A 21,965-nucleotide genomic window follows, 5' to 3' on the forward strand; every position below is an offset into this window, starting at 1 on the left:
TATTTTGTGCACTTTAGTCAGATATTGTTCAGTAATTTAGAGCTCTTAATTATATAGATGGATGGTTTGCGCTTTATATGCCAAAAAATGTAGATCAAGAGAGCATCGTTTTATGTCGCTCTTGTGACTTAGCAGTTCAGCGCCGTGCGCTACCTTCGAATGTCAGAGCCCTATGTCCTCGCTGCCATACGGCACTCTATGATGTGCCATATTGCTCTATTAACGGCATGCTAGCTTTGTGTATTACCGCGCTACTTTTTTTTATCCCAGCTAATTTTTTACCCGTTTTAGAAATCCATTTTTTGGGTAGCATCCGTGCAACGACTGTCTACGAGACAGCCATCGCAGTTTGGGCACAAGGTTATTGGATTGTCGCTGTTGCAGTTATTGCCTCAGCAGTGATTGCTCCTGGCTTATTGATACTGTCGATATTGCTACAAATCATTATCGTAAAAAACAAATTACACAGCTACTTTTGGCAACGAACCTATCGGCGTTTGCTGAAAAACCAAGCCTTACTCACCCAATTATCAATGTTAGAAATTTATGTCATTTCTTTCTTGGTGGCCGCATTCAATTTATCTGACTTTGCGGATATCTATTTAGGCATGGGAACTTTTTGTTTCGGAATGTTATTTTTGGTTATTTTGTTTTTGCAACGTGAGTATAATCTGGAACATATGTGGAAGCTGACTCATGACGAATAAAATAGAACAAGCTAAAAGCAATGATTACCAGCAAGGTAAAGATATCGGTATGACCTTGTGTGGGGTATGTCGCAACATTAACCCTATTGAGCAAGGGTATTGCAGCCGCTGCGAATCAAAAATACAACCTCGTAATGAACAGAGTTTGCAACAAAGCTGGGCGTTATTAATTACTGCAGCGATTTTATTAATACCAGCCAATATTTATCCGATCACAATGCTCACAAACCAAGGCAAAGTGACTTACGATACTATTTTTACTGGGATAGTACATTTAGTGCATTCGGATATGATCCCTATTGCCATTATCGTATTCACCGCCAGTATTTTAGTACCATGGCTAAAAATTGCAGGACTAGCGATATATTTAACTGCGATTAGTTTTAACTTACCAGTTTCAAAAAAGAAGCTCATGGTGGGGTTTCATATTATTGAATGGATTGGCCGCTGGTCTATGTTGGATTTATTCGTTATTGCGCTGACAGTTGCGGTAGTCAATATGGGCCAACTTTTAGATGCTAAACCCGCTCCGGCAGCAACCGCATTTGCACTCGTTATCTTACTGACTCAATTGGCAGCTAAGGTGCTTGATACACGTTTACTTTGGGATCGCTTGGACAAAAAAAATGACACGAATTGAATCACCAAAAGTCGTTAAAAAGAAACTTTTCTCTCCGATTTGGTTACTTCCTATTGTTGCCCTGGTATTAGGGGCTTGGCTAGGTGTTAAAAGTATCAAAGAGTCGGGAATTGAAGTTCAAGTGCACTTCCCTAGTGCTATCGGTATCGATATCGGTAAAACCCTAGTTAAATATCAGGGATTAACGGTCGGTAAAGTCACCGATATCAGCATTGATAAAGACCTTTCTGGCGTCAATGTTAAAATCATTATGGATTATCGCTCTGATCCATTTTTAAACAAAAATACCCAGTTTTGGCTTGTTACTCCAAAAGCAAGTATCACCGGGATAGAAGGATTAGATACCTTATTTTCAGGTAACTATATTGCTATTCAGCCAGGAGATGGCAGTTCGGCTTCAGAGTTTGTTGCTTTAACAGAAGCCCCTACGATGATCCCCAATGATGAAGAAGGCATTGTTGTAAACCTTACCACTTCAACACTAGGCTCCCTTGATGTCGGCTCAATGGTATTTTACCGCCAAGTGCCAGTTGGCAAGGTGGTTAACTACCGCTTAATCGATAGTGATACCATTACTATCAGTACCTTTATCGAGCAGCAATACGCACACTTGGTCAATCAAGAGTCACAATTTTGGAATGTCTCTGGGCTCAAAATCGATGCCTCTATGTCAGGAATTAAGGTGAATACCGAAAGTTTGGCATCATTACTTGCTGGCGGGATCAGTTTCAACTCAGATACAAAAGCGGACAAAGCAGTTAGCGGCGATACCTACGTACTTTACCCTGATGAAGAAAGTGCAGTTAAAGGGATTGAATTTGTACTTACCGCCGAGAATGCAGATGAGATAAACCAAGGTTCAGCGCTGGTTTATCGTGGCGTTCAGGTGGGTAAAGTTCATCAAACTCAATTGACTGAATCCGGCGTTAAATTTTTAGCCAAGTTTGATGTGCAATATCAGCACTTATTAAATGCCGATAGCCAATTCTGGATTGCTGGTGCCGACATTTCGCTTGAAGGTGTGAAACATGCAGCACGTTTATTAACTGGGAGTGTCGTCAATGTGCTCCCAGGCACCAGTGACCAAGCGTTACCAGAGCTATTTACTTTACAACCTGAAGCGCCAGATTTGCTTCAAGCGCAAAAGCTCACCATACAACTCACTTCTGATGAGCACAGTGGCTTAACTGCAGGCGCAGAAGTTAGATTTAAACAGATGCCTATTGGTACTATCACTGAAGTGACATTAACCGAAGACTTTACCGGTGTTCTGTACCAAGTCGAAATTTTACCTGAGTTCGCCTCACTATTAACAACTGATAGTTATTTTGTCACAGAGTCAGCGTTAAGTATTGACGCATCTTTAGACGGCGTATCTGTAACAACAAGAGATTTAAACACTGTTATTGAAGGTGCGATTTCCTTAGTTCAAGGAAAAAATAAAGCATTAGTTACCCCGAAGGCAAAATTTGCCTTGTATCGTTCTAATGATGATGCACTTGTCGCCCTTAATAAAAATAACATCACCACATTAACACTCGACAGTATCGATGGCGCGGGGTTATCTGCAGGTTCTCCTATTTATTACAAAAAAATGCAAATCGGTAGTGTTAAAGAAGTTTATTGGAACAGCAATACAGACCAATTCTCGATTCGTATCGCAATACAAAATAAGTTTAAACAGTTGATTAAAGACTCAAGTGTATTTTGGCGTAACGATGCAGCAAATATCAATGCAAGCTTGTCTGGTATCGAAGTCGATGTGGCACCTTTAGAAGGTGCACTCAAAGGCAGTATTAGCCTTGGTTTACTTGATAATGACCAACCAGGCAATGTATCTCGCTTGTATGACTCTAAAGCCTTAGCGCTTAAACAGGCTAAAGCCATTACCTTAATCTTGCCTGCCGAAGCAAAAGTTTCTGAAAAAGCAGCGATTCGCTATCAAGGCCATCAAATTGGTGTAGTGCAGCAGGTGAAGTTAAATCAAAACCTCGATACGTTAACAGCAAGTGCCTATTTATACGGTGAATATGCTGATCACTTTACTAAAGCGGACAGTGAATATTTTGTGGTTGATGCGCAAATATCTTTAACGGGTATAACAGCCCCAGAAACCCTAATCACCGGCCCTTACATCGGTGTTTTACCGGGCAATCAAACTGATATTAGCGATAACTTTACCGCACATTTGTCAGCCCGATATGATGCAAATATCGATGCTGATGCAGTCACGTTAGTCCTTGAAGATAGTCAACTGGGTTCTATCAAAGTGGGTACCCCTATTTTCTTCAGAGGTATTTCTATTGGCCAAGTTGATGGTTATTCATTATCAGAAAACGGCAACAAGGTATTGATGTACTCGCATATCGAAAAGCAATACACGCACTTAGTTAATCAAAGCAGCCGCTTCTGGGACGCATCCGGTATCAAACTTGAGGTTGGGATTTTCTCTGGTGCACAAATCGAAACCGGTTCACTAGAAACACTGCTTTCAGGGGGGATTTCTGTTGTTACCGAAGACATCACTACCCCAGCAAATCAAATCGCTTCAGGTGCGAGATTTAACCTTTACAACAAGATGAAAGAAGAGTGGCGTAGATGGCAGCCAGAACAAGTGAAGCCGTAATCATTAAAATGACACTATGTAAACTGAACTAGGTTGGTTTTCGAGTTACATTAGATTAAGTGACGTTAGCTTCAAGGAACATTTAAAAAGTCGGCATTTGCCGACTTTTGTCTAATCAAACATCAATAAGCTCATAAAAACCTGAATTCACAATAAACGCTTAAATAAATGGGTAAATATCTGACGTTCACTTAACCATAGAACCAATAGCACACTGCAATAGCAGCAATTATTCCGCCGACATCGGCAGCCAAACCACAGCCCAGTGCATGGCGGCTATTACGGATCCCTACAGAACCAAAGTAAACAGCTAACACATAAAAAGTGGTTTCTGTGCTACCTTGGAAAATTGCCGATAATCGACCAGCAAAAGAGTCAACACCATGATGTTCCATCGTTTCTAACATCATGGCCCGTGCGCCGGAACCACTAAAAGGCTTCATTAACGCAGTAGGCATGGCATCAACAAAACGATTATCAAACCCCATCATGGACACAAGACCAGCAAGCCCCTGTAATGCATAATCTAGCGCACCGGATGCCCTTAACATGCCAATCGCTAACAACATCGCTAATAAATAAGGGATTAACGTTATAGCTTGAGAAAAACCTCCTTTGGCACCTTCTACAAACTCATCGTATATTGCGACTTTCCGGTAGCCTGCAATTAAGATAAAACTCAAAATTAATAATAATAAAATCCCGTTACCGAGCGCAGTAGAAATGGTACCAATGGCTGATGCTGATAAGGTTAGCAGATAGAATACACTTGCGGTTAATCCACTAAATAGAACTGCGCCATACCCCAGCACCACGGTATTTAGCAATGATAACCGCTGTACTATCGCCACCACAGTCAAGCCGACAACGGTTGATGCAACCGTTGCTAATAATATCGGTAAGAAAACGTCAGCCGGCGCTGCCGCGCCCTGCTGCGCTCGATATAGAAAAACGGTTACAGGTACTAAAGTCACAGATGAAGTATTTAATACCAAGAAAAGAATTTGTGCATTGGTCGCGACAGTTTTATCTGGGTTCAAGCTTTGTAAGTCGTGCATGGCTTTTAAGCCAAGTGGAGTTGCTGCGTTATCTAGACCAAGCATATTAGCTGTCAGGTTCATCGTCATACTGCCATAAGCGGGATGACCTCGAGGTACCTCTGGCATTAATTTAGATAATAACGGTTCAAATAATTTGGCGAAAACACCAACTACACCGGCTTTCTCTCCTACTTGCATTAGCCCCATCCACAGAGCAAGCACTCCGATTAAGCCAATAGATATCTCAGCGGCGAGTTTCGCACTACTAAATATGCCATTTACAGCATCACTCAATACTCCGACATGACCATTGAATAGTTGAATAACAATCGCAATAGCAGCCGTTACAAAAAAGAACAACCAAACTCGATTCAGCACTTAATACTCCATCATTATTGCCCGAGGAACTCACGGTGATAAATGCATGATATAATCTAATCCATAATTACACAGTTGTTTTATCGAATTTTTTTACTATGGCGCAAATTAACCCAAATTACCTCACTCACATTTCTTCAGAACTACCTGAACATCTTGATCTAGATGAGTTTATTGCAGCGTGTCAGCGCCCACTTAGAAAGTCCATTAGAGTCAACACTCTCAAAATTTCTGTGGCTGCTTTTATCGACATAATGAAGCAAAAAAACTGGAGTTATGAACCTATCCCTTGGTGTAGTGAAGGTTTTTGGATTACTCACTCTGAAGATCAGCAACCAGGTAACATGGTAGAACATATACAAGGGCTATTTTATATTCAAGAAGCTAGCTCTATGTTGCCGCCCGTAGCACTATTTGATAGCACAGATAGCAACATACTTGAGACGGTACTCGACGTTGCCTCTGCACCCGGTTCTAAAACCACACAACTCGCTGCCCTAATGAATAACCATGGCTTACTCATAGCAAATGAATACTCATCAAGCCGAGTTAAAATATTACATGCTAATGTGCAGCGTATGGGAGTGAATCAATGTGCCCTTACCCATTTTGACGGTAAAGTGTTCGGTGAATACTTATATGAAAAGTTTGATGCTATTTTACTTGATGCCCCGTGCGGCGGTGAAGGCACAGTACGTAAGGACCCGAACGCCCTAAAGCATTGGCAATTAGATGACGTTACTGACATAGCTGAAACACAGAAAGTCCTTATAGAATCAGCATTATTAGCGCTCAAGCCTGGTGGAACTTTAGTGTATTCCACTTGTACACTCAGCCAAATCGAAAATCAGCAGATTTGTCACTATATTCAGCAACAGTATCCAGATGCGGTTGAGTTTATGCCACTTAATGGTTTATTTCCTGGTGCTGAAAAAGCATGTACTGAAGAAGGCTTTTTACATGTTTGGCCACAGATTTTCGACAGTGAAGGTTTTTTTGTCGCTAAAATAAAAAAAATAACCTCAGTACCAAGATTGAAAAAATGCCCCAAACCACAACGCAACTTCCCGTTTGTATCGGCTAATAGCAAACAAGTAATGGCTATCAAAGCCTACTTCAGCCAACAATTCAATATCCAGCTTCCTGAAAATTATACTGTGATGCTGCGTGATGATGAGTACTGGCTATTCCCTACTAAGTTCAACGAGTTTATTGGTTTGATGCGCTTCCAACGTATCGGGTTTAAGCTCGCAGATGTGATGAAGAAAGGCTTTAAAGTTAAGCACGAAGCTATCATGGCGTTAAGTCATTATATCCAAAATACAGAGCGAGTCATTGAACTGAGCCGCGCTCAAGCCATTGAGTTTTTGATGGGCAGAGACATTTCAACTCTAGAGATTGATGGGATTGAACAGTCGGCAATGGGAGAAATGTTGGTTAGTTTTAATCAAACACCATTAGGTGTCGTCAAGCATTTAGGCCATAGATTAAAAAACAATCTACCACGTGACTTGGTTAAAGACAAAATAGATAAAGTTTAATAAAATCAAACAAATATAAGCAAAATTCGAATTAAGCTGTGGCTCGTTTTATACACTAGCGTCATCCCAAAGTAGGTTATTTGCATAATTATCGTTCAATAAATGTGCAATATGACAAATGATAACTATAATTTGTGAATCAAGTTGTGCTAGCGAAACATTCCTTAATGTAGACCACAATGCAACTTAACTGAATGCAACTTAACTGAATACAACTTAACTGAATACAACTTAACTGATTTACTGAGAATAGCCTCTCAACAGTAGCGCAAGGCTCTTTTATGAAGAGCCATTCCCCTAGACCCAGAACAATTGGATAGTTTTGGGTCTTTTTTTGTCTGAAACTAGCGACCAATGAGTTTCGCTGCATCTGTGAAAAGGTTAAAGAAGTTCTCAGAGGTATAACGAGCTAACTCTTCATATTTCTCACCACGAAGTTCAGCGACAAATTCAGCGACATCACGCACATAAGCTGGTTGATTCTCCTGACCTCTGTGCGGTACGGGCGCTAAATACGGTGAGTCAGTTTCAACAAGTAATCTATCTTGCGGCACTTGTCGAATAACACTGCGTAATTCACCAGCATTTTTAAACGTCACAATACCAGACACTGAGATATAAAAACCTAAGTCAATCGCCGCCTTCGCCATCTCCCAGTTTTCAGTAAAGCAATGTAATACACCACCAACTTTATCAGCGCCGCCTGCTTTTAACATTGAAATAGTGTCTTCACGGGCATCACGTGTATGGACAATCAGCGGTTTATTCACTTCAACAGCCAAGGCAATTTGCTGCTCGAAACATTGTTGTTGCAGCGTTTTCGTTTCTGGTGCGTAAAAATAATCTAAACCAGTTTCACCAATTGCAACCACCTTTTTATCAGTCGCAAATTGTTTGATTTCAGCTAGATTTAGCCCTTCTTGAACATCTAATGGGTGCACACCAGAAGAAAGGAATACGTTATCGAATTGCGCCATTTTCTCACGCATTGATTCGAAACCTTGTTGGCGTACATTAACGCATAACAGGTAATCTACACCGCGAGATTTAGCAGCGTCGATGATAGCTTGTAAACTAGGTTGATCTGGCGCCGCTTTTAAACGGTCCAAGTGGCAATGAGAGTCAATTAACATGGGTATTTTATCTAAAACGAAAATAAGCCAGCAAGAATACCTAGCTACATAGTGCAGGTCAAATCACTTGAAGAAAGTTCACTTGAAAGCAATTTTTCAATATGGTGTTTATGGCTTTCAGGATCGGTTTTAATTTTGACACCAATACCTGCTGGCCTGCCACCTGATGCGCCTAAAGGGTTAATCCAAACCACAACACCTTTAAAGTCGGTCATTTGAGATGTACCAGGTAATTTATATGAAATAGACAACTCTTGCCCTAAAAAATGGCTTTCAGTCGTTGAAATAAATAAACCCGCAGGTTTAATAAAAGGCATATAAGCTCTGTACAATTGGTGCAGAGTATCAAAATTTACCACAAGATCGGTCATAGTCTCAGTCTATTATTTAAGATGAATAAGTTGTCTAAATTCGAGTATATAGTCTTGGCATAATGCTGGGGCATTAATACTCGCCATTGTCGTTAATCGCTGACACATTTGTGCCACTTTCGAAGACAAACCAATAATGTTACTTGTCGCTAATGGATCTATCTTTTTACTTTTTAACACATATTGTCGCAAGTACAAATATAAAACATTAAGTGCGTCAACAATTTGCTGTTCAGAAACCTTGATTAAACTACCACTAAGATGACCTGACTGAATACTTTTAGCCCAATCTTGTCGAAAAGTTAATAGCTTATGATAATGCTCATTTTCTAAACTCTCAGCCAATTTTAACGGTCCACCCATCATACCTAAACACCACGTGACATCATGTGTTTTTTGGCCTTCTGGTGCAGGAGGCAGTAGTTGGAATTGATTTAACCAATCAAGTACTTGTTGCTTGTTAGGTTTAAGGTAAGCCACCTGTTGGCAACGACTTTTAATTGTAGCAAGTAATCGAGACGGCACATCAGTTTGTAAAATAATTAAAATATTATTCCCAGGCTCTTCCAATGTTTTTAATAGTGCATTTGCTGAAGCAAGGTTGAATTGCTCACTATTTTGAATAATTGCAACCCGTTGACCACCTTGCTGCGCTGTCACCGTGAGTTTTTGGCACAAGTCACGTATTTGATCCACTTTAATCTGTGTACCATCAGCTTTAATAACATGACAATCTGGGTGTGTTCCTGCTTTAAACAATAAACAACTTTTGCATTGCCCACATGCGCCAACAGGTGTTAGTTGAGTGCACATTGCAGCTTCAGCCATTTCCCTAGCAAGAATATGCCCGCCATACCCTTGTTCAATGCTTACCAGTTGCGCATGAGCACTATGACCACTTAGTCGCTCGTTAACAAAACGCGTAAATGGCGCATCTAACCACGGAAGTTGGTTCAAATAAAATGCCTGCATTATTGGCTCACTGTTTGTCGTGAAGTGGTGCTATTCAAGATAATCTTGCCGTTAATTCTGTCGTAATTTGTTGATGCACTTCTTCAAGGGTTTTACTGGCATCAATAACAATAATAGAGTCATCTTTTGCAGCAAAATCTAAAAATGTTGCTCGTGCGCGTTCAAAAAATTCGATTTTTTGAACTTCAATTCTATCCAGTGCACCACGATTTGCAGCTCGCTCAAGCCCAAGTTTTGGCTCAATATCCAAGTACAAGGTCAAATCCGGTTTAAACCCTTTTAAGGTAATATCACTGATTGATTTTACAAGCGGCATCAACCCTCTTCCACCGCCTTGATAGGCTAAAGATGACAAGTTATGGCGATCGCCTAATACCCATGTATTGTCAGCAAGTGCAGGCTTAATTACATTGGCAATAAGCTGAGCCCTTGCAGCATAAAAAAGTAGGCATTCTGCTTCATCACATAAAGGATCGGTTTCATCAGCAACTTTTACTAAATCGCGCATTTTCTCAGCTAATGGTGTTCCACCAGGCTCACGAGTACACACCGGCGCTTTTCCGGTATGGGAGGTAATGAGTGTTTTTACAAGTTCAATCGCACTTGATTTTCCTGCGCCTTCGAGGCCTTCAATTACGACAAACTTCACTTTTTGTTCGATCATTTTCTGTTTCTCTGATACTCGTTAACGGCACGATTATGTTGTGCTAATGTCTCTGAAAATACATGACTACCGTCATTTCTTGATACAAAGTATAAATACTTCACGTCAGCTGGTTTCGCAGCGGCAAAAATAGCAGCCTTACTTGGGGCAGCGATTGGTGTAGGCGGTAGCCCATTTATTCGATAGGTATTAAATGCTGTTTTCTCGCGTAAATCAGCGCGCGTGATATTTCCGTTATAGCGCTCACCCATGCCATAAATCACTGTTGGATCGGTTTGCAAGCGCATCCCAAGTTTCAATCTGTTATTAAACACTGCGGCAACCCAATCACGCTCTGATGGCTTACCTGTTTCTTTCTCAATAATAGATGCAATTGTTAGTAATTCATAAGGCGTCTTGAGTTTAAGTTCCTTATCTCGCTCTTCCCAAGCTTGCTCTAAGGTCTTTTGCATCATCTGATAGCTGCGATTTAAAATTGACTCAAGTGATTCGTTGGCTTGATATTGATAAGTTTCGGGAAAAAACTTTCCTTCAGGTAATCCTGAATCATCACCATTTTTTAGCAGAACTCGATTAAATACGTCCTCATCAAACGTTAAATGCGGCAAATCAGTTAATGCTTCATGCCATTCTTTAATGGTTTTACCTTCAATTAAGGTCAACGAAAAAGTCATTTCGTCGCCTCGGTTTAGTTTTGTTAACAATGACTCGATATTGTCTCCAGGATTAATTTGATATAACCCTGTTCTTATATGCGCATATTCAGGCTTAATTTTTAATAAATATTTAAATTTCCAACTATCAGAAAGCGTTCCATTTGTTTCAAGTTCTTTTCCTAGTTTAGTAATATTCATACCTTGGGCAATCACTAATTCGGTCGGCTCTTCAAGCTTGAGTGCTTGTTTGGGGTAGGCCAAAATCTGTTGGTAGGCCCAAAACCCAACCACACACGCAACCGTAGTCAGTGTCATCAAAGATGTAAGAAGTATCGTGAGTGTTTTTTTCATATTATTTTATAGTGACAATGTTAGCTGGGTTAATAATGGTGTGGTGTACTGCCAAGGTTTATAGTGAGTGGTCGAGCTTAAGCTGGCATTAACTTGGCGATCAATAATTGAATTAATATTTACCATACCCAATAAACTATTGGTGATAAAGACATGGTCAGCGTTTTTAATATCATCCATTGTCACCTTTGTCGCCATGACAGCAAAATGATTATCTAGCAATGTGTTGATGACTTGCTCTCGCATTACGCCCGCCACACCGCTATCAGAAAGTTTTGGGGTAATCACTTGGTTACCTATGACCAAAAATATATTAGCCATTGAAGTTTCAACAACATGATTATCAGTATCCAAAATAAGCCAATCATCTGCTTTAGCTGTTAATTCATACTGTTTAATCAACACTTGTTCGAGGCGATTTAAATGCTTCATTCCCGCTAATAATGGCTGTTTAGCCAACTGTACGGATGAAACTGACAAACTAATACCTTGCTGCTGCCAACCTTGGTAATGCTTTGGTATCTCATGCAGAGATATCATTTCAGTTATGGTCGGATTCGATGGGGCGGTATAACCGCGTCCACCAACACCACGACTAATTAAGAGCTTTATACATCCCTCACCGAGTGATTGTGCATGCTTTTGCAAACGGGACTGTAAATCAGATAAAACTGGAGGTTGGAAACCTAATCTAAGGCAAGCTTGGTTTAACCGAGACAGGTGCGCTTCAATAAACATCAACTGACTATTGGAAACTCGCATAGTTGCAAATACGCCATCGCCATATGCAAGCCCCCTGTCGAGCGCTTGAATAGTATTATCAGATTGTCCGTTCACAAATACTAAAGCCATGTTTTATCCTGAATCTATCCCTGCGGGTGAAAACTACTTTTTTACTTAATCTGTTATCAATTTACATCGATGAGTTATTGCAAGACATTTGTAACACCCCGCCGCAACGCCATATTTACGTATCTTGTAGGTGATAATTAAAATAACAAGCGGTGTAATACTATTTAAAAGCGTCATTAAAAAATAGGCTCTGAATTAGAGCCTATAATTTATCACTTAAACAAGCATCTGTATAAAGCGAAAAATATTATCTTGCTAATAGATGTTGAATTCGAGCTTTTAAAATATCCGTCGCAATTCTGTTTTTACCACCACGAGGTACAATGATATCAGCATGCTGTTTTGACGGTTCAATAAACTGTAAGAACATTGGGCGCACTGTTGCTTTATATTGCGCAATAACCGATTCCATTGTACGGCCACGCTCTGCAACGTCACGAGTTAAACGACGTAAGAAACAAATATCCAACGGTGTGTCCATGAATACACTCGCATCCATAAGTTCACGTAATTTAGGATCAGTTAACAATAAAATACCTTCTAAGATAATGACCTTTTTAGGCTGCATATCCAGAGTTTTACTCATGCGAGTATGTTCTTTGTAGCTATAACAAGGAATATTTACCTGCTCACCCTTCTTTAATTGTTTAAGGTGTTCAGCTAATAGTTGATGATCCAGTGCTTTAGGATGATCATAATTGGTTTTAACACGGTCTTCCATTGTCATATGACTTTGGTCACGGTAATACGCATCTTCATTAATCACACCGATTTGATCGGTGCCTAGGTCGCGTTTTAGTTCTTCAAAAATCGTTTGGGCAATTAAACTTTTGCCTGATGCTGAAGCACCTGCGATACCAATAATGACACATTGCTGAGAATTCATTACTTAACCTTACTCGTCGTCTGAAATACTGATTGAAACTGTGTTTTTGTTTTGCTGCTTGGCAAGTTGTGCACCCACTTTACGGGCAATTTCACGATAAATAGCAGCAACTTCTGAGTCTGGCTTACTGGCAACCGCAGGGTTACCTTCATCCATTGACTCACGAATATTAATATTAAGCGGCAATGCGCCCAATAATGGCACTTCATAACGTTCAGCAATCTTGCTGCCGCCATGGGTACCAAAAGGATGTTCTTTATGACCACATTCAGGACATAAATGAAAGCTCATGTTCTCGATGATACCTAAAACTGGAATATCCACTTTTTGGAACATGGTGATGCCTTTTTTAGCATCTTCAAGTGCGATATCTTGTGGTGTTGTAACAACAACCGTGCCACTGACTGGAAACTTTTGTGACAGTGTTAATTGTATGTCACCAGTTCCTGGTGGCAAATCAATCACTAAATAATCTAATTCTGGCCACTGAGTTTCAGTTAATAACTGGTTCAATGCACCTGCTGCCATTGGACCGCGCCAAACAGCGGCTTCTCCATCACCTAGCATAAAGCCAATTGATTGAGCTGAAATGCCATGTGCAGAAGCTGCTGTCATCATTTTGCCATCTGGTGATGTCGGTTTAAAACCTTGAAGCCCCAACATCATTGGGATTGATGGGCCATAAATATCAGCATCTAAAATACCGACTTCAGCGCCTTCTGCTTTTAATGCCAACGCAAGGTTGACAGCGGTTGTAGATTTACCGACACCACCTTTACCAGAAGCCACAGCAATCACTTGCTTGATATTTGGAATAGGTTCTACTGAAGCAATGGCTGAAAATACGCGAGGCTGGAAATCAATTTCGCATTCGACTTCGTCGATGGCGTCTAACACGGCGAGCTTTTTTGTCACATCCATAACCGTATCGCGATATTGCGTCATACAAGGGTAAGGATATACCAAGCCAAGAAGCAGTCGTTTGCCTTCTATCGCAAGCTTATTAACACAACCTGCAGACACTAACCCTTCGGCTAAATATGGATCTTGATATGCATCTAAAATACTCAATACTGGACCAAGAAGGTCATCACTTAATTGATAATCTGTATGCGAAGTAGACAAAAGCAGAACTCCCAGCGAAAAATTTGCCCAAGTGTACCAGAATTAGAGAAAAATGAGCGCTAATTTAGCCGTTTTTGTTGTTGTTTGATGAAATAATCACTTTGATCGGTTAGTATCTTGACCATATATTTAGTGTAATCGATTGTTGAGACAAAATGACAAATTCACAACGTAAAATCCTGGTGACAAGTGCCCTCCCATATGCCAATGGTCCTATCCATTTAGGTCATATGCTTGAGTATATTCAAACTGATATTTGGTCTCGTTACCAAAAGCTTCGTGGACATGAATGTCACTATATTTGTGCTGATGATGCCCATGGCACCCCAATCATGCTCAAAGCTCAACAAATGGGAATTACCCCAGAAGAAATGATTGCTCAAGTACAAAAAGAGCATGAACAAGATTTCGCGGACTTTAATATTCAATTTGATAACTTTCACAGTACTCACAGTGATGAGAACCGTGAATTAGCCAGTGATATTTACTTAAAATTACGCGATGGCGGTTACATCAAAACCAAAACCATCTCGCAATTATATGATCCTGAAAAAGAAATGTTTTTACCGGATCGTTTCGTTAAAGGCACCTGCCCTAAATGTAAAAGCGAAGATCAATACGGTGATAACTGTGATAACTGCGGTGCAACTTACAGCACAACAGATTTAATCAATCCTTACTCTGTTGTATCAGGTGCAACTCCAGTCATGAAAGACAGTGAACACTTCTTTTTTGACTTACCAGCATTTGAAACCATGTTAGGCGAATGGCTTTCATCAGGTTCTTTACAACCTGAAATTGCTAACAAATTAAGAGAATGGTTCGACCAAGGATTACAACAGTGGGATATCTCACGCGATGCGCCTTATTTTGGATTCGAAATTCCAGAGCAACCTGGCAAGTTTTTCTATGTGTGGCTAGATGCCCCAATTGGTTACATGGGTTCATTCAAAAACTTATGTGATAAACGTGATGATCTGAACTTTGACGAATACTGGAATAAAGATTCAAGCACCGAGCTTTATCACTTTATCGGTAAAGATATCGTAAACTTCCACGGTTTATTCTGGCCTGCAATGCTTGATGGCGCAGGAGTGCGTAAACCTACGAGTGTTTTTGCTCATGGTTACGTCACAGTGAACGGCGCAAAGATGTCTAAATCAAAAGGCACCTTCATCAAAGCCCGTACCTACTTAGATAACTTAAACCCTGAGTACCTTCGTTATTACTATGCCGCAAAATTAAATAGCCGTGTTGATGACTTAGATTTAAACCTTGAAGACTTCGCTCAACGTGTAAACTCAGATCTAGTCGGTAAATTGGTAAACTTAGCATCTCGCACGGCTGGTTTTATCAGTAAACGATTTGAAGGTAAGTTAGCTAAAATTAACGATATGTCGTTAACAGAAGCCTTCTTAGCTAAACAAGATCTTATTGCTGATTTATATGAAACCCGTGAATTCGGTAAAGCAATGCGTGAAATCATGGCACTTGCCGATATGGCGAACGCTTATGTTGCCGATGCTGCACCTTGGCAGTTAATCAAAGACGAAGCAAAACAAGAAGAAGCGCATCAAGTTTGTAGTAATGCACTTAACTTGTTCCGTATTTTGGTGACTTACCTAAAACCAGTGTTGCCTCAGTTAGCTGAAAAAGTTGAAAGCTTCCTACAGTTAACCTTAACTTGGGACAATTTAAACCAAGATTTAGCAGGCCACGAAATTGCTAAGTTTAAAGCGTTAATGCAACGTATTGAAATGAAGAGTATTGAGGCGATTATTGAAGCGTCAACTGAAAATCTTCAAGTTGCAGAAACCAAAGCCCCTAAAGCTGAGCAAGTGCAAACAGAACTTGAAAAAGAGCCGTTAGCACCTGAAATCACTTTTGATGATTTTGCTAAGGTCGATTTACGTATTGCACTCATTGCTAAAGCCGAGCACATTGAAAAAGCGAATAAACTGCTTCGTTTAGAGCTTGATTTAGGCGGTGAAACGAAACAAGTATTTGCTGGCATTAAATCGGCTTATGCGCCAGAAGATTTAATTGGTAAACACACTGTCATGGTTGCAAACCTTGCACCGCGTAAGATGAAGTTTGGCGAGTCTGAAGGCATGGTGTTAGCAGCAGGCCCTGGTGGCAAAGATATCTGGATTTTAGAACCACATGCTGGCGCTAAACCAGGCATGCGAGTGATGTAGTCTCTCGTGAGTGAATACAAAAAAGGCCGTCAATTGACGGCCTTTTTATTTATCAGTCAGCTTCTAGCTAGCCAGAAAACATATTATGACATCACCTTTGGATTAGCATCTTCGCAAGCGTTCGCATTTTCAGGGTCACATGGGGCTTCTTGAGCAAAACGCTGACTTTTATAAGCCTCAGTATCAGCTTCAATTGCTTCTTTTAAACGCTCTTCATATTCAATAAATAGATTAATGAAATCTCCGCCAAACTTCTCACCGTCAGTGCGACTAGCCCATTCGTTATACAGTACTTCAGAAGCTTCTTTTTCCACTCTCATATACGTTTGTTTTTGTCGCTCGACCAACTCTGAAGAGAACCCCATTGCTTTCATTGATTCAGCGCCTACTTTCAATGCCGACCTGAATGTTTCAGATTCAACATAGTCGGCTCCAGCTTGACGTAACAAATGACCATGTCCCCGATCAAATGCACGGCTGATCACTTTTAAGTGAGGATACTTGTACTTAAGGTGCTTGACGAGCTCAACGCTACTTTGTGGGTTATCAATCGCGACAACAAATGCCGACGCAGTGGCAACGCCAGCCGTCTCAAGTAAATCAGGACGAGTTGCATCACCATAGTAAGCTTTCGTATTGATTTTACGTAAGTTGTCTACTTGGGTCGCTTGGTGATCCAGCACGACGGTTTTAACACCATTAGACAGCAGTAAACGATTCACAATCTGTCCGAAACGACCAATACCTGCAATGATGACTGTTCCCTGCTCATCGACTTCATCTTGCTCGCGATCATTCGAGGTTTTCTCGTATTTAGGCAAAATGACTTTTTCGTAAAAAATGAATAACCCAGGGGTAAAGAACATAGATAACGCAACGACTATCGATAATGGCTGCGCAATTTCTTGCGAAATCACATGGTTTTGCTGACTAAAACTTAACAATACAAAGCCAAACTCACCTGCTTGCGCCAAGCTAAGAGTATATAACCATCTATCACTTCCTTTGATACGAAATATAAAGCTCAGCACTAATAATACCAACGCTTTCAATAGCATCACAGCAGCTGTGACGCCTAATATCACTCCGAGATAATTCCAAAGGATTTCAAAGTCGATACCTGCGCCGACCGTAATGAAAAACAAGCCTAGCAATAACCCTTTAAATGGACCAATATGTGTTTCAAGCTCATGTTTAAATTCACTGTTTGCAAGTACGACACCCGCTAAGAATGTACCAAGTGCAGGTGATACCCCTACTAAGCTCATTAGCGTTGCAATCCCAATCACCAAAAGTAAAGCCGCCGCAGTTGAAATCTCACGCACCCCTGAATCTGCAATAAACCTGAATACAGGCCGACTCAAGTAATGTCCCCCAAATACAACCAAGCCGATTGAAAGCACTAATACCAGCGCATATAAACCACCATGTAAGTCTGCAACCAAAGAAAGTTCTTCGTGGTGCTCAGCAGCAGCTGCCACTGAGTATTGCGCAGCTTCAACTAATTCAGGAAGCGCTAGGAGCGGAATAAGCGCAAGCATAGGAATTACCGCGATGTCTTGAAATAACAACACGCCAAATGCATTCTTGCCAGCCGTTGTTTTGGTTAAGCCTTTTTCATTTAATGTTTGTAAAACAATCGCTGTGGAAGATAAGGAGAAAATTAAGCCAATAGTTAACGCGACCGTCCATGACATTTCAAACATCATAGCAATAGCCATCACAATACCCGCCGATAAGCCGACTTGCAGGCCACCCATGCCCACTAATCGATGTCTCATCGACCAGAGCATTTTAGGTTCAAGCTCCAGACCGACTAAAAATAGCATCATGACGACGCCAAATTCTGCAAAATGCTGAATGGTGTTGGTTTCACTTCCGACTAACCCAACAATCGGTCCAATGACAACCCCTGCGATCAAATAGCCAAGTACGGAACCTAAGCCCATGCGTTGAGCAATAGGCACTGCGATAACCGCTGCTGATAAATAAATAAATGCTTGAATAAAATATTCAGTCATGGCGTTAACCTTTGGTTTTTCTATTGATTAAACAGGATTAACAATGTCAATAAACTGATGTGTCAAACCAAATTTTTCAGCTAAATGTTCACCTAATGCTTGAATACCAAATTGCTCAGTTGCATGGTGACCAGCAGCAAAATAATGGATTCCCTGCTCCATTGCACAGTGATACGTGCGCTCAGAAACTTCACCACTTATAAATGCATCAACTCCCAGAGCCGCAGCATGATCAATATAATCTTGCGCTCCACCAGTACACCATGCCAACGATGAAATTATTTGCTCATCATCGCCTATATGAAGTGGTTGGCGATATAATTTTTGATTCAATAACTCACTTAATTGTAGAGGCGAAAGTGGCGTTGCAAGTTTTCCTTTCCAAAGTAAATTTTGTGGAATATCTGCACACACTTCAACATCGACTAATCCCAACTTTTTAGCAAGTTCTGCATTATTTCCAATAGTTTCATGGGCATCTAGTGGTAAATGATAGCCGAATAAATTCATATCGTGACTCATAAGCGTTTTAATTCGCTTATATTTCATCCCTGTAAGCACTTCTGGTTCATTTTTCCAAAAAAATCCATGATGAACCAATATGGCATCAGCATTCACTGCAGCCGCTTGGTCAATGAGCGCTTGGCAAGCTGTTACCCCAGTGACTATGGTACTAATCGTATCTGTGCCCTGAACCTGCAGTCCATTAGGTGCATAATCTTTAAATTGGCTAACGCTAAGGAAATCATTTAGATAGTTGGATAATTGCTCGCGAGATACAGACGTTAATGACATAAAACTAACCCTAAAATTTTTGATATTAATAGTGTAACGCAGACCAATACTTATTGAAAAACCCTTGTTAACATTGCTTATTTGCTAAGCGATTTTGGCTTAAATTGGACTTTTGGGTACTTTAAACACTAAAATTAGCGCTAAGGGATGTTGAAAACATTAAATAAAACTATTCATTACAGAAAAATAGGTCTCAATATGTCAAACTTGACTAAAGAAGCGCTTATCGCCGAACTTAAAGCTGCTCTTGAAAAACAAACTTCAAAAACTGTTGAAATCGAGCAGAAAGGCAGCTGGTATAAAATTGATGGCGGCAAGTCTTTACGCTTTAGCGATCTTGAGAAAATGCACCTTGAAGTGACTCAAGGTCAAACAGAAGCACCTGTTGCAGAAAAAGTTGTCGCTAAAAAGCCTGCAGCTAAAAAAGCTGTTGCAGCCAAAACTGAAGCGAAAAAGCCTACTGCTAAAAAAGCCGACACTTCAGGCGGTAAAACACCTAAAGAACTATGGCGTGAAAAATTAGCAAATGCAGGTAAAAATACCTTACCTCGCGGTTTCTAATACAAGCTTACTGTTACTGAGCTAGCGACCAATCAAAAAAGGAGCCACTGAGGCTCCTTTTTTATTGCGCGAATCACACAAAAAATGTGATTTTACTATCCGTTCATTACATGGCTAAATCCACACGAACATAACCGGTTAAATACACAACACGCACTTCGTCACCTGCAACAAATGACATTCCAGGATCTAAGTCTTGTATCACCATAACTTGTGTTCCATCGTCTAAATTAATCATCATTTCAATTAGTTTATATTCAAGTGTACGAGTTGAGTTGCCGTATTGGTTGGCTGCAGCGCCACCAAGTAATGCGCCTAATACGGTTGCGACATCCTGTCCTGAGCCACCACCAAACTGATGCCCAATAACGCCACCTATTAATGCACCGCCAAAGGTTTTCCAGCCAAGGTTACGATCTTCGACTAATTGCGTTTGTGTAACGTGTTTAATTGATTCGACTTGGCCATAGATTACCTTTTCAACTGGCACTGCCTGATTACGCTCATATGCCGCTAGTGCTGTGCTACTCATTACCCCTGATAATATGACCAAAAGTGCACTAAAAACCATCACTGAGCTGTTTGTGAGTTTCAACATAAGCAAAATTCCGCTAACGTATAGATAAGACCTATTTAATAATATACTTAATTGTGAACTCACTGTCTTATTTAAATCACCTTCCTCAATTTCCTGATCCCATGCAAGCACTTGACGAACCAAATGGCTTACTGGCGGTTGGCGGTGATTTATCACCAACTCGATTAGTCGAAGCCTATTATCAAGGCATTTTCCCCTGGTTTAACGATGATGATCCCATCCTATGGTGGTCACCTCACCCAAGAGCGGTATTTACTCCACAAACTCAGCCGCTAAACAAAACAATGCGAAAATGCCTAAAAAAATCAACGTGGCGATTTACCATTAATCATGCCTTTGCAGAGGTAATCAAAGCATGTTCAGAACCAAGAGCCAGTGAGCAAGGCACTTGGATTTCAACCGATATTCAAAATGCCTATATTAAATTGCACTCTTTAGGTAAAGCTCACTCTATTGAAGTGTGGGATGATAAAACACTTGTTGGCGGTTTATATGGAATAGCGGTAGGCAGTGTATTTTGTGGAGAATCAATGTTTCATCGCCAAACCAATGCATCAAAAGCTGCATTTGCAATGCTTAATCAGCATATTGCCAAACATGGTTTTAAGCTGATTGATGCACAAATTATGAACCCACATTTAGAAAACTTAGGTGCGAAACCTGTACCTAGAAATGAGTTTTTACAAACCTTAAAACAATTACGTAATCAAGTTATTGATAATCAAGCTTGGGTTACTCAAGAGGTATATTTTGACATCTAGAAGCATCAGTGTCGGCATTAGTCACCCTTTTGATTGTAGCTATATTGATGGACTTCAAGAGCAGCTATTAATTATTCAAGAGCCACAGTTGGACAGCGCGCTATTTGAACAATTACTTGGCATGGGCTTTAGACGAAATGGCAACTCTATTTATAAACCACGCTGTCCGAGTTGCTCAGCATGTCAATCTATACGCGTTGTGGTGCCTGAATTTAAACTTTCTAAACGACAAAAACGCACCATCAAAAACAATCAGGACTTAACATGGCAAGTCACAGATGAGTGTTCAGCTGAACACTACGCATTATACGAACGTTATATCAGTGGCCGCCATTCTGATGGGCCAATGTATCCTCCGAGTGAAGCTCAATATAATGACTTCCTGCTGTGCAGCTGGCTTAAACCCACTTACATTGAAGTTTTTGACCAAGATAAACTCATTGGAGTGGCTGTAACGGATCAACTCAATAATAGTTTGTCAGCCATTTATAGTTATTTTGATCCTGACTATGCTAAACGCTCACTCGGCAGCTTCATGATCTTGTTGCAGTGTGATTTAGCCCTGCAACTAGGTAAGCAATTTGTTTATCTGGGCTATCAAATTGATGAAAATAGAAAAATGAATTACAAACGTTTATATCGTCCATATCAAATATTAACAGCGAATGGATGGCAACATATTGAAAAAGAACCCACGCTTTAGTGTTTCAATCCTTTACAGCAAGCGCTTTTTGGGGCATGATACTGCGAATTTTTTTTATATTTGAAGGCATAAAGGTAACCAATTAATGGCGAAAGAAGACAACATTGAAATGCAGGGCACAATCCTTGAGACCTTGCCAAATACAATGTTCCGCGTAGAACTTGAAAATGGTCATGTCGTGATTGCACACATTTCTGGCAAGATGCGCAAAAACTACATCCGTATTTTAACGGGTGATAAAGTCACGGTTCAATTGACTCCTTACGATTTAAGTAAAGGTCGTATCGTCTTCCGCGCACGTTAATTCTGCCTCATCTATTTAAAAACCCGGCTTGATTGTCGGGTTTTTTGTTGGCTAATGATTAACGTTGATGCAAACAAAAATG

Annotated in this window: 21 protein-coding genes; 9 read left to right on the plus strand and 12 right to left on the minus strand. The window is 40.5% G+C overall.

The window, feature by feature from the left end:
- Positions 1-77: 77 nt before the first annotated feature.
- From A9267_RS03505 to A9267_RS03515, 3 genes are read left to right on the plus strand one after another with little or no spacing between them, the layout of a single operon-like run.
- On the plus strand, positions 78-707 hold the full coding sequence (locus tag A9267_RS03505; protein WP_065108252.1) for a paraquat-inducible protein A: 630 nt from the start codon (positions 78-80) through the stop codon (positions 705-707).
- On the plus strand, positions 697-1,347 hold the full coding sequence (locus tag A9267_RS03510; protein WP_055024459.1) for a paraquat-inducible protein A: 651 nt from the start codon (positions 697-699) through the stop codon (positions 1,345-1,347). The genes A9267_RS03505 and A9267_RS03510 overlap by 11 nt, the downstream gene beginning before the upstream one ends.
- Positions 1,334-3,973 carry an MlaD family protein gene (locus tag A9267_RS03515; RefSeq protein ID WP_065108253.1) on the plus strand — a complete coding sequence of 880 codons (2,640 nt, stop codon included), beginning with the start codon at positions 1,334-1,336 and terminating at the stop codon, positions 3,971-3,973. The genes A9267_RS03510 and A9267_RS03515 overlap by 14 nt, the downstream gene beginning before the upstream one ends.
- Positions 3,974-4,164: 191 nt before the next feature.
- Here the strand turns inward: A9267_RS03515 and A9267_RS03520 are convergent, their stop codons facing one another.
- Positions 4,165-5,391: a nucleoside recognition domain-containing protein gene (locus A9267_RS03520; RefSeq protein WP_065108254.1), complete on the minus strand. Its 1,227-nt coding sequence runs from the start codon at positions 5,389-5,391 to the stop codon at positions 4,165-4,167.
- Between the two features lie 98 nt (positions 5,392-5,489).
- On the opposite strand from A9267_RS03520, the gene rsmF reads away from it, so the two are divergent.
- On the plus strand, positions 5,490-6,932 hold the full coding sequence (gene rsmF, locus A9267_RS03525; protein WP_065108255.1) for a 16S rRNA (cytosine(1407)-C(5))-methyltransferase RsmF: 1,443 nt from the start codon (positions 5,490-5,492) through the stop codon (positions 6,930-6,932).
- A 344-nt stretch (positions 6,933-7,276) separates the two neighbouring features.
- On the opposite strand, the gene A9267_RS03530 is transcribed toward rsmF, so the two are convergent.
- From A9267_RS03530 to apbC, 8 genes are all read right to left on the minus strand, one after another.
- Positions 7,277-8,065: a TatD family hydrolase gene (locus A9267_RS03530; protein ID WP_065108256.1), complete on the minus strand. Its 789-nt coding sequence runs from the start codon at positions 8,063-8,065 to the stop codon at positions 7,277-7,279.
- 44 nt (positions 8,066-8,109) lie between these two features.
- Complete coding sequence (locus tag A9267_RS03535) at positions 8,110-8,436, minus strand: PilZ domain-containing protein (RefSeq protein ID WP_055024454.1); 327 nt, start codon at positions 8,434-8,436, stop codon at positions 8,110-8,112.
- A 12-nt stretch (positions 8,437-8,448) separates the two neighbouring features.
- Positions 8,449-9,408, minus strand: coding sequence for a DNA polymerase III subunit delta' (gene holB, locus A9267_RS03540; RefSeq protein ID WP_055024453.1), 960 nt, complete (start codon positions 9,406-9,408; stop codon positions 8,449-8,451).
- Between the two features lie 34 nt (positions 9,409-9,442).
- On the minus strand, positions 9,443-10,072 hold the full coding sequence (gene tmk / locus A9267_RS03545; protein ID WP_065108257.1) for a dTMP kinase: 630 nt from the start codon (positions 10,070-10,072) through the stop codon (positions 9,443-9,445).
- Positions 10,069-11,079: an endolytic transglycosylase MltG gene (gene mltG, locus A9267_RS03550; RefSeq protein ID WP_065108258.1), complete on the minus strand. Its 1,011-nt coding sequence runs from the start codon at positions 11,077-11,079 to the stop codon at positions 10,069-10,071. The genes tmk and mltG overlap by 4 nt, the downstream gene beginning before the upstream one ends.
- 6 nt (positions 11,080-11,085) lie before the next feature.
- Positions 11,086-11,931 carry an aminodeoxychorismate lyase gene (pabC, locus tag A9267_RS03555; RefSeq protein WP_065108259.1) on the minus strand — a complete coding sequence of 282 codons (846 nt, stop codon included), beginning with the start codon at positions 11,929-11,931 and terminating at the stop codon, positions 11,086-11,088.
- 247 nt (positions 11,932-12,178) lie between these two features.
- The gene (gene udk / locus A9267_RS03560; protein ID WP_055024449.1) at positions 12,179-12,817 is read right to left on the minus strand and encodes a uridine kinase; all 639 of its coding nucleotides are present in this window, start codon (positions 12,815-12,817) and stop codon (positions 12,179-12,181) included.
- Between the two features lie 9 nt (positions 12,818-12,826).
- Complete coding sequence (gene apbC, locus A9267_RS03565) at positions 12,827-13,942, minus strand: iron-sulfur cluster carrier protein ApbC (RefSeq protein ID WP_055024448.1); 1,116 nt, start codon at positions 13,940-13,942, stop codon at positions 12,827-12,829.
- A gap of 155 nt (positions 13,943-14,097) precedes the next feature.
- Here apbC and metG point away from each other — a divergent pair, with 155 nt between their 5' ends.
- On the plus strand, positions 14,098-16,140 hold the full coding sequence (gene metG / locus A9267_RS03570) for a methionine--tRNA ligase (RefSeq protein ID WP_065108260.1): 2,043 nt from the start codon (positions 14,098-14,100) through the stop codon (positions 16,138-16,140).
- Between the two features lie 83 nt (positions 16,141-16,223).
- Here metG and A9267_RS03575 read toward each other — a convergent pair whose 3' ends face one another.
- Together A9267_RS03575 and A9267_RS03580 are read right to left on the minus strand one after the other, a co-directional pair.
- Positions 16,224-18,161 carry a monovalent cation:proton antiporter-2 (CPA2) family protein gene (locus A9267_RS03575; protein ID WP_082972172.1) on the minus strand — a complete coding sequence of 646 codons (1,938 nt, stop codon included), beginning with the start codon at positions 18,159-18,161 and terminating at the stop codon, positions 16,224-16,226.
- Positions 18,162-18,188: 27 nt separating this feature from the next.
- Complete coding sequence (locus A9267_RS03580; RefSeq protein WP_065108261.1) at positions 18,189-18,956, minus strand: Nif3-like dinuclear metal center hexameric protein; 768 nt, start codon at positions 18,954-18,956, stop codon at positions 18,189-18,191.
- Positions 18,957-19,154: 198 nt separating this feature from the next.
- Between A9267_RS03580 and A9267_RS03585 the strand changes: the two genes are divergently transcribed.
- On the plus strand, positions 19,155-19,517 hold the full coding sequence (locus A9267_RS03585; protein ID WP_065108262.1) for a hypothetical protein: 363 nt from the start codon (positions 19,155-19,157) through the stop codon (positions 19,515-19,517).
- Between the two features lie 106 nt (positions 19,518-19,623).
- On the opposite strand, the gene A9267_RS03590 is transcribed toward A9267_RS03585, so the two are convergent.
- Positions 19,624-20,115, minus strand: coding sequence for a glycine zipper 2TM domain-containing protein (locus A9267_RS03590; protein ID WP_055024444.1), 492 nt, complete (start codon positions 20,113-20,115; stop codon positions 19,624-19,626).
- Between the two features lie 53 nt (positions 20,116-20,168).
- On the opposite strand from A9267_RS03590, the gene aat reads away from it, so the two are divergent.
- From aat to infA, 3 genes are all read left to right on the plus strand, one after another.
- A complete protein-coding gene (gene aat / locus A9267_RS03595) occupies positions 20,169-20,876 on the plus strand; it encodes a leucyl/phenylalanyl-tRNA--protein transferase (protein WP_065108263.1) in 708 nt (235 codons plus the stop codon).
- On the plus strand, positions 20,866-21,579 hold the full coding sequence (locus A9267_RS03600) for an arginyltransferase (protein WP_065108264.1): 714 nt from the start codon (positions 20,866-20,868) through the stop codon (positions 21,577-21,579). Before aat ends, A9267_RS03600 begins: the two co-directional genes overlap by 11 nt.
- Before the next feature lie 85 nt (positions 21,580-21,664).
- A complete protein-coding gene (gene infA, locus A9267_RS03605; protein WP_011496276.1) occupies positions 21,665-21,883 on the plus strand; it encodes a translation initiation factor IF-1 in 219 nt (72 codons plus the stop codon).
- The last annotated feature ends 82 nt before the right edge of the window (positions 21,884-21,965 follow it).

It is taken from the genome of Shewanella sp. UCD-FRSSP16_17, assembly GCF_001675935.1.
GTDB lineage: Bacteria > Pseudomonadota > Gammaproteobacteria > Enterobacterales > Shewanellaceae > Shewanella > Shewanella japonica.

Excerpts from the sequence above, each read along its gene's own strand:
- A9267_RS03505 (WP_065108252.1), top strand. The coding sequence starts at position 78 with ATGCCAAAAAATGTAGATCAAGAGAGCATCGTTTTATGTCGCTCTTGT.
- A9267_RS03510 (WP_055024459.1), top strand. The coding sequence starts at position 697 with ATGACGAATAAAATAGAACAAGCTAAAAGCAATGATTACCAGCAAGGT.
- A9267_RS03515 (WP_065108253.1), top strand. The coding sequence starts at position 1,334 with ATGACACGAATTGAATCACCAAAAGTCGTTAAAAAGAAACTTTTCTCT.
- rsmF (WP_065108255.1), top strand. The coding sequence starts at position 5,490 with ATGGCGCAAATTAACCCAAATTACCTCACTCACATTTCTTCAGAACTA.
- A9267_RS03530 (WP_065108256.1), bottom strand. The coding sequence starts at position 8,065 with ATGTTAATTGACTCTCATTGCCACTTGGACCGTTTAAAAGCGGCGCCA.
- A9267_RS03535 (WP_055024454.1), bottom strand. The coding sequence starts at position 8,436 with ATGACCGATCTTGTGGTAAATTTTGATACTCTGCACCAATTGTACAGA.
- holB (WP_055024453.1), bottom strand. The coding sequence starts at position 9,408 with ATGCAGGCATTTTATTTGAACCAACTTCCGTGGTTAGATGCGCCATTT.
- tmk (WP_065108257.1), bottom strand. The coding sequence starts at position 10,072 with ATGATCGAACAAAAAGTGAAGTTTGTCGTAATTGAAGGCCTCGAAGGC.
- mltG (WP_065108258.1), bottom strand. The coding sequence starts at position 11,079 with ATGAAAAAAACACTCACGATACTTCTTACATCTTTGATGACACTGACT.
- pabC (WP_065108259.1), bottom strand. The coding sequence starts at position 11,931 with ATGGCTTTAGTATTTGTGAACGGACAATCTGATAATACTATTCAAGCG.
- udk (WP_055024449.1), bottom strand. The coding sequence starts at position 12,817 with ATGAATTCTCAGCAATGTGTCATTATTGGTATCGCAGGTGCTTCAGCA.
- metG (WP_065108260.1), top strand. The coding sequence starts at position 14,098 with ATGACAAATTCACAACGTAAAATCCTGGTGACAAGTGCCCTCCCATAT.
- A9267_RS03575 (WP_082972172.1), bottom strand. The coding sequence starts at position 18,161 with ATGACTGAATATTTTATTCAAGCATTTATTTATTTATCAGCAGCGGTT.
- A9267_RS03580 (WP_065108261.1), bottom strand. The coding sequence starts at position 18,956 with ATGTCATTAACGTCTGTATCTCGCGAGCAATTATCCAACTATCTAAAT.
- A9267_RS03585 (WP_065108262.1), top strand. The coding sequence starts at position 19,155 with ATGTCAAACTTGACTAAAGAAGCGCTTATCGCCGAACTTAAAGCTGCT.
- A9267_RS03590 (WP_055024444.1), bottom strand. The coding sequence starts at position 20,115 with ATGTTGAAACTCACAAACAGCTCAGTGATGGTTTTTAGTGCACTTTTG.
- infA (WP_011496276.1), top strand. The coding sequence starts at position 21,665 with ATGGCGAAAGAAGACAACATTGAAATGCAGGGCACAATCCTTGAGACC.